The organism is Cedecea sp. (assembly GCF_036500665.1).
In the GTDB taxonomy this organism is placed as follows: Bacteria; Pseudomonadota; Gammaproteobacteria; order Enterobacterales; family Enterobacteriaceae; genus Cedecea.
On sequence record NZ_DASYBS010000070.1, the window covers coordinates 1 to 7,936 of the forward strand.

The 7,936-nt window shown below is 57.0% G+C and carries 6 protein-coding genes; all 6 read right to left on the reverse strand.

Going from position 1 to position 7,936, the window contains the following annotated elements; all coding sequences use genetic code 11:
- The coding region (locus VGM55_RS11910) for an IS1 family transposase (RefSeq protein ID WP_331635575.1) at positions 1 to 150 on the reverse strand (150 nt) is incomplete at its 3' end.
- Between the two features lie 675 nt (positions 151 to 825).
- Positions 826 to 2,844, reverse strand: coding sequence for an FAD-dependent oxidoreductase (locus tag VGM55_RS11915; protein ID WP_154187002.1), 2,019 nt, complete (start codon positions 2,842 to 2,844; stop codon positions 826 to 828).
- 258 nt (positions 2,845 to 3,102) lie between these two features.
- Positions 3,103 to 4,293, reverse strand: coding sequence for a cytochrome c biogenesis protein DipZ (locus tag VGM55_RS11920; RefSeq protein ID WP_331635571.1), 1,191 nt, complete (start codon positions 4,291 to 4,293; stop codon positions 3,103 to 3,105).
- Positions 4,294 to 4,421: 128 nt separating this feature from the next.
- Positions 4,422 to 5,723 (reverse strand): sensor histidine kinase, encoded by a 1,302-nt coding sequence (locus VGM55_RS11925; RefSeq protein WP_331635572.1) that lies wholly within the window; start codon positions 5,721 to 5,723, stop codon positions 4,422 to 4,424.
- Positions 5,720 to 6,460: a response regulator gene (locus VGM55_RS11930; protein ID WP_331635573.1), complete on the reverse strand. Its 741-nt coding sequence runs from the start codon at positions 6,458 to 6,460 to the stop codon at positions 5,720 to 5,722. The genes VGM55_RS11925 and VGM55_RS11930 overlap by 4 nt, the downstream gene beginning before the upstream one ends.
- Positions 6,461 to 6,538: 78 nt before the next feature.
- Positions 6,539 to 7,522 carry an alpha/beta hydrolase gene (locus VGM55_RS11935; protein WP_331635574.1) on the reverse strand — a complete coding sequence of 328 codons (984 nt, stop codon included), beginning with the start codon at positions 7,520 to 7,522 and terminating at the stop codon, positions 6,539 to 6,541.
- Between the last annotated feature and the right edge of the window lie 414 nt (positions 7,523 to 7,936).

The following is a 7,936-nucleotide window of genomic DNA, read 5'->3' on the forward strand; positions in this document are numbered from 1 at the left end:
ACCGGGTTTTCGGGCTTCATAGGTATAGGCCAGCTGGAAAACCCGGCCACATGTCCGGCAACGAAAGCGTTCGTGTTGGGAAGAACTGCGGCCATGGCGATAAACTTCGTCTGAATGGCATCGAGGGCAATGAACAGTAACGGTAGCCAAAGAAAAACCTCAAATACCGGAAGATTACCAGAAAATTCTATCGATTGAAGGCATTACCACTTCAGGCTACAAACATCAATAAAAACGATTTTTTTAACGTCGGTATGTATATCTGATGCGTGAATATCTCTCATAAAAGAGATTACACCATGACGCAAAAAGTTGTTCTGCGTCATGATCGTAATGTGGTTATGCAGAAGTGTTCCATTGTTATTCATTGTCGCTCCTTGTTGTCCTTTTTCTTTTCATCCACCCGTGCCACGTAAACGCTATTTTTATAATTGCACGGATGAAACGAATTTTCAGGATCTGAATCCTACTGATTTTATTTTTTTTGAATATATATATCGACAAATGTTTTATTTATAGATGCATGGTCTTGATATATAAATTTTTATGGTTTTAAATTCTGCCGATGTGGTTTGTGCGCCTGACTATAGGAAGGGGATGGAGAGATATAAAGTTGCGGTGGCAGGTATATATTGCTGGCGAAGGAATATTATTGTGAGCAGGATCTACTTATGGGATAAGGAAGCGGTAACGTAGCGGGTTTGATAAAGGCTTGACGAAAAGTAATTTAATGTTTCCAGTATCAGAAATAACATTCGACAACTTCACTGCCACAACCTGGTATATTAATTTTGCCCAGGTCGGGCAGTGAAAGCGGGAAACGTACTAAATTTCCAGCGCTAAACGGGTACCCTGCGCAATCGCGCGCCGGGCATCCAGCTCCATTGCCACATCGGCCCCGCCAATCAAATGCACGGTTTTACCCATAGCCTGTAAAGGTTCAGCCAGTTCGCGGCGCGGATTCTGCCCGGCACAAATAATCACGTTATCCACTTCCAGCAGCTGTGGCTCTCCGCCAACGGTGATGTGCAGCCCGGCATCGTCAATGCGTTCGTAGCTTACGCCCGCCAGCATTTTCACGCCGCGCGCCAGCAACGTGGCGCGGTGGATCCAGCCGGTGGTTTTGCCCAGGCCCTCGCCCGGCTTGCTGGTTTTACGCTGCAGCAGGAAAATACTGCGCGGGCTTTTATGCAGATTCGGCCCTTCAGGGCGCAGGCCGCCAGAGGTTTGCAGGCTGGTATCAATCCCCCATTCCACGCAGAACTCGGCGATGCTCTGGCTGGTGGACGCCCCTTCCTGGCTCAGGTACATCGAAGTATCAAAGCCAATGCCGCCCGCACCAATCACCGCGACGCGTTTGCCCACCGGCGCTTTGTCGCGCAATACTTCGATATAGCTCAGCACCTTCGGGTGCCCGATGCCTTCGATCTCCGGCAGGCGCGGCTCAATGCCGCAGGCCAGTACCACCTCGTCGTAGCCGCTCAGCTTCTCGGGCTCAACGTATTGATTAAGGCGAACGTCCACGCCGGTGATGTCCAGCATCCGGCGGTAGTAGCGCAGCGTTTCGAAAAACTCCTCTTTGCCGGGGATCTGTTTGGCGATATTAAACTGCCCACCAATCTCCGCCGCGGTGTCAAACAGCGTGACGTTATGGCCACGTCCGGCGGCGTTGACCGCAAAAGCCAGCCCGGCAGGGCCTGCGCCGACAACCGCAAGACGCTTCGGCCTCGTGGTTGGTACAACCGGCATTTTGGTTTCATGGCAGGCGCGTGGGTTCACCAGGCAGGAGGTGACTTTGCCGGCGAAAATCTGATCGAGGCAGGCCTGGTTGCAGCCGATGCAGGTATTGATTTCATCGGCCCGGTTCGCAGCGGCCTTGGAGACAAATTCAGGGTCGGCAAGGAAAGGTCTCGCCATTGACACCATATCCGCATCGCCGTCGGCCAGAATTTGCTCGGCGGTTTCCGGGGTATTGATTCGGTTGGTCGTCACCAGCGGCAGCGCGACGTGGCCTTTCAGTTTTTTGGTTACCCAGCTAAACGCGCCGCGCGGCACGGATGTAGCAATGGTAGGAATACGGGCTTCATGCCAGCCGATGCCGGTATTAATCAGCGTCGCACCTGCTTTTTCTATCGCTTTGGCGAGCGTCACGGCCTGGTCAAAGTTGCCTCCGCCTTCCACCAGGTCGAGCAGCGACAGGCGATAGATAATAATAAATTCTTTGCCAACCCGTTCCCGCACGGCACGGACGACCTCAACGGCAAAGCGCATTCTGCGCTCGTAGTCACCGCCCCATTCGTCGTCGCGCTGGTTAGTCCGCACCGCTAAAAACTGGTTAATCAGATAGCCTTCCGAACCCATGACCTCCACGCCGTCATACCCGGCTTCCCGCGCAAGGCTCGCGCAGTGGGCGAAGTCCTCAATCAGCGTTAAGACTTCTTCGTGGCTCAGCTCGTGAGGTTTAAACGGGTTGATCGGCGCCTGAATGGCCGAAGGCGCGACCAGCTTAGGCTGATAGCTGTAGCGACCGGTATGCAGGATCTGCAGGGCAATTTTGCCGCCTTCACGGTGAACCGCATCGGTCACAATCTGGTGATGCGCCAGCTGGCTTTTATCGTTCAGTACCGCACCGTGGGCGATGGTCACGCCGGAGGCCGAAGGGGCAATCCCGCCGGTGACAATCAGCGCCACGCCGTGGCGGGCACGCTCGGCATAGAAAGCCGCGAGGCGCTCAGCACCGTCCGGCAGCTCTTCCAGCCCGGTGTGCATCGAGCCCATCAGCACGCGGTTTTTCAAAGTGGTGAAGCCAAGATCCAGCGGGGCAAGCAGCGACGAGTAGCTCATAATCGGTTCCAAAATGTATACCCGTCATACTTCAAGCTGCAGGGGTGTTGGCTGCACTCCTGAACCCCAGTCACTTACTTTATGTAAGCTCCTGGGTATTCACTCACTTGCCGCCTACCTGCAACTCGAATTATCTAGGGTAACGAATTATTTTTATGTGGTCGGATGAGTTCTAATTTAGCCGTCGCGGAGCAAAAGGGAAAAGGGGAGTGCGGCGAATGTGATGAGAGTCATATTCCCGCCTCCCCGAAGGCAAAATCAGGCGCGAGCCTCCTTCAGCAGCTTCTGAATAACCTGCTCCTGCTGTTCGTAGTTGCCCTCGCCGAAGGAGACATTGCGCAGCTGTCCGCGAGCGTCGAAATAATAATGGGCTGGCCAGTACTGGTTACCGAAGGCGTTCCAGATCTGATAGTTGTTGTCGGTGACGACCGGGTAAGGCAGTTGCCATTTGCCCACCGCCTTTTTCACCGAATCGAGATCTTTCTCCCACGGGTACTCCGGCGTATGCACGCCAATCACCACCAGGCCCCGATCTTTATACTTGTTGGCCCATTCGCGGACGTGCGGCAGCGCGTGCTGGCAGTTAATGCAGTCGAAGGTCCAAAAATCGATAAGCACGACTTTGCCTTTTAGCGCCTCTGGCGTCAGCGGCGGGCTGTTAATCCAGGCTGTTCCTCCGGAAAGCGGCGGCATCGCGCTGGTAGGTGCGGTATCCGCGATGGGCTGTAGCTTCGGTGCTGACGCAGCGGTTGGGGAAAGCGCCAGCAGGTGCTGCTCCAGCTTCGCGCCGAAGCCGTTGGCGTTTTGCAGCACCGCCGTGGTGCCGGAGGCGATAAACGCCACGGTGGCCAGCATTGCTACGCCCGCCACACGCCGAAGCTGCGCCATCAGCGCCATTTTCTCACGCAGGCGAGCCAGCAGCCGATGACCGCAGAACCACAGCAGCGCCAGCATCAGCGCGCAGCCGCTGCCGTAGGCCGCTAGCAGCAGGCCGGTGGTTACCGCCGAAGAGCCGGACAGGCTGATGCCGAGAATGGCCCCCAAAATCGGTCCGGCGCAGGGAGACCAGAGCAGCCCCACTGCAAGCCCCGCCAAAAAAGCGGACAGCATGCCGCGAGTGCGGTTGCTTTGGTTATTGATAGCGTTCCCCAACTGCACCGCAGGCCGCATCAGGCGTTCGGCAAGCACGGGGAAGATAAGCGTCAACGCGGCAAGCGCCAGCATCGCCAGCGCAATCCAGCGGCCAACCAGCGTGGCCTTCACGATCCACTCCCCGGCAGCGCCAACCAGCAAAGCGACGGCGGTAAACATGACCACCATGCCGGCAAGCAGGGCGATGATTTGGCGTTTTTGACCGCGAAATGCGGCGAAAAGCAAGGGAATGACGGGCAGCGTACAGGGACTTAATAAACTGAGCATACCGCCAAGAAAGGCAATCAGAACGGGCATAACACACCTCACGGTTACAGGATGATTTCAGGCTATTTAACCCGCCTGATGTGTTCGTGATGTGTGGGAAAACCGCCCTGATTGTCAGTTTGTTTGTCGGCCGCTTAGCCGCATACAGAGCGATACAATCAGGAGACAGGCAGCGTGATGCCGGCCTTCAGCCCGCCCTGCGGCTGGTTGGTGAGCGTTAACTTTCCACCAAGCTGACCGACAAGCTGGGCGGCAATCGCCAGACCAAGCCCGGTGCCGCCGGTGTCGCGGTTTCTGGAGCTTTCCACGCGGTAAAAAGGCTGTAAAACGGCGCCCAGCTCCTCTTCGGGGATCCCCGGGCCGTTATCGGTAACCGTCAGCGTGACCTGGTTTGCTTCTTTGCTCAGGCTGACGTCAGCGGCGGTGCCAAACTTCAGCGCATTATCCAGCAGATTGGTCAGGATGCGGCGCAGCGCCTGGGGGCGAGTTGAAAGAGGAAGCGCCGCCTCCGGGGCAGTAAACGCCACCGCTTTACCGACGTCCTGATAGTCGCAGGCAATGCTGTCCACAAAAGCCCGAAGCTCAAGGCGCTGCGGCGTTTCTTCCAGGCTTTCTGACGACCGCGCATAGGCGATTCCCTCGCGCACCAGATGCGTCATGTTATCCAGATCCTGCATCAGTTTGTCGCGCAGCTCCGGCTCATCGCTCATCTCAAGGCGCAGCTTCATGCGGGTGATGGGCGTCTGCAGGTCATGTGAAATAGACGCCAGGATCTGAGTGCGCTCTTTCAGGTGTCCCTGGATTCGCGCCTGCATCGCGTTAAATGCTTTTGCCGCGTGTTCAACCTCAATCGGGCCGCTTTCCTGCATCGCCGTCGGACTTGTGCTGGCCGGCTCCAGCGCTTCAACGGCGCGGGTAAAGCGGGTAAACGGCAGTACCACCTGGCGCACGGCAAACCAGGCACAAAGCGCCAGTAGCACCAGCTGAATAGCAATCACCACCGGCAGCCAGCTTTCAATCGGCGGCATACGCGGCGTAAGGTCGATGGTCAGCGGCGAGCCGTCGGCCAGCGTCAAATGGGCCTGAATATGGGAACGCATGCCGGGAATGGCGGTGAAAGTCAGCCTGTAGCGCTCGCCCAGCGCCTCTTTCAGCGAAGCAATGGCATCTTTCGAACGTTCGTCGGCAGGCGGCTTTCCTGGCGTACCAGGGCCAAGAATATAGTGATAGTTTTCCCGGGCAAGCCTGTCCAGCCAGGCGGGGCGCTCATTGGCCGCTAGCTTGTCGAGGATAGCCACGCTGGTGGAAACGTTGTTTTGCAGGTTATCCAGCATCACGCTGCGGGCGCTGTTCATTCGCTCAAGAGTGGTCAGCGCCAGGGTCAGGCCGTTAGCCAGCAGCAGGCCGACGAGAACGATGAGAAACAGCCGGGACAGCAGGGAGCGGGGCCACAGCCTCATTCTCGCGCCTCAACGATGGTGACGGGAACGGAAAGCACATAGCCTTCGCTACGCACGGTTTTGATGTAGGCCGGGGTACGTGCATCCTCGTTTAAGCGCTGTCGCACGCGGCTGACCAGCAAATCAATAGAGCGCTCGAACAGCTCGGCATCGCGGCCTTGCGTCAGGTTTAGCAGCTGATCGCGCGTCAACACGCGCTGCGGATGATCCAAAAACACGCGCAGCAGGCGGTATTCCGCGCCGCTCAGCGCAACGATCGTGCCCTGTAAATCAATCAAGTGGCGAGCGGAAGTATCCAGCTTCCACTCGCCGAAAGCGATGATCCTGCCCGCTTCGGTCACCTGCAAATTGGGCGGCAACGCGCGGAAGCGGCGGAGGATCGCTTTGATCCGCGCCAGCAGCTCGCGGGCGACAAAAGGCTTAACCACGTAGTCATCTGCACCCATCTCCAGGCCGAGGATCCTGTCGGTATCTTCGTTTCTGGCGGTTAGCATCAGGACTGGCAGGTCTTTATGTTTATCGCTGCGCAGCTGGCGGCACAGCGTCAGCCCGTCATCGCCGGGCATCATCACGTCCAACACCACTAAGTCGACGTGCTGCTTGTCCAGCACGGCACGCATCTCCTTGCCGTTTGCCGCGCCGCTTGCCCGGTAGCCTGATTTTTCCAGATAGCTGACGATAAGCTCGCGAATATCGCGGTCGTCGTCCACCACGAGAATATGATCGATGTGTTCCACCTGGTGCTCCCGGCGCTAAAAATGAAGGGTAAAACTAGCATAGCCGTTCATTAGTGAACGGCTGCGCTTCTTTTTTTACTACAGCTTACCGGCATCTACTACTGCCTTCACAAACGCTTCCGGCGCTTCCTGCGGTGGGTTGTGGCCTATATTGCCGCTGAAGGTGCGGTGTTCATATTTGCCGGTAAATTTCGCGGCATACGCTGCCGGTGCCGGATGTGGCGCGCCGTTATTGTCGCCTTCAATCGTGATGCTCGGTACGGTGATGTCCGGCAGTGCGGCCAGCTTTTTCTCATCCGCCGCGTATTTCTGCTCGCCGTTTTCCAGCCCCTGGCGCCAGCGATAGTTGCTCAGCGTAATGGCGACGTGATCGGGGTTATCCAGCGATTTGGCGCTGGTGTTAAAGGTTTCGTCGCTGAACTTCCAGCCCGGCGAAGCCTGCTGCCAGATCAATCTGGCGAACTCATGGGTATTCTTCTCGTAGCCTGCCGCGCCGCGTGGAGTGGCGAAGTAGAACTGATACCACCATTGCAGTTCGGCCTGCGGCGGCAGCGGTTTTTTCCCGGCTTCCTGGCTGCTGATTAGGTATCCGCTGACCGACACCAGCGCTTTCACTCGGTCGGGGTGCAGCGCCGCCACAATGTCCGCCGTGCGTGCGCCCCAGTCATACCCGCCGAAAATGGCCTGTTTGATATGTAATGCGTCCAACAGCGCAACCGTATCCTGAGCCAGCGCGGCAGGCTCGCCGTTGCGGGGCGTGGAAGGGGAAAGGAAGCGGGTGCTGCCGAAGCCACGCAGCTCAGGCACGATAACCCGGTAACCCTGTTTTGCCAGCTCAGGTGCCACGGCGCCAAAGCTGTTGATGTCGTAAGGCCAGCCGTGCAGCAGAATGACCGGCTGGCCGTCTTTTGGGCCGAGATCGAGATAACCGACGCTCAGTACGCCCGCGTTGATTTGCTTTATCTGTTTGAAATCAACGCCCGCCGCTTCTGCGTGGCAGGCGAAAACGACGGACAGGGAAAGGGGAGCAATCAGCGCAGTCAGGGTCAGTTTGTTGGACATGATGTTTTCTCCGAAGCCGTTATGAAATGTTCGGTTATCACATCATGGGATTGTAGGCGGCGTGTTTTCCAAACCGCCCTTTTTGCATGGTGGCGTATCTGGCGGAGTCGTGGATACAGTGTGATACAAAGCGTAAGAGGGGGATGCTTCTTTGATGCATGTTATACCGATGACGATGAGAGTCGAGGATAAGGACGTTGCTGCTGGTCTTGAAGCGACGGTGACGTTCAGCGTGGCTGCGGGTTAAAAGCCAGGCTCGGTTTCGGCTTAAATCGCCTCCGTTTTCTCTCCGACTGGCCAGGGTCCGGGCGTCGGGAACGGCCGGAGGCTGAGAGCGTCGGGAACGCATCTCAGCCGACCCAGGACTGGGAGATAAAACGGAGGTCTGCCGCTTTAGCGGTCGATTTATTTGGC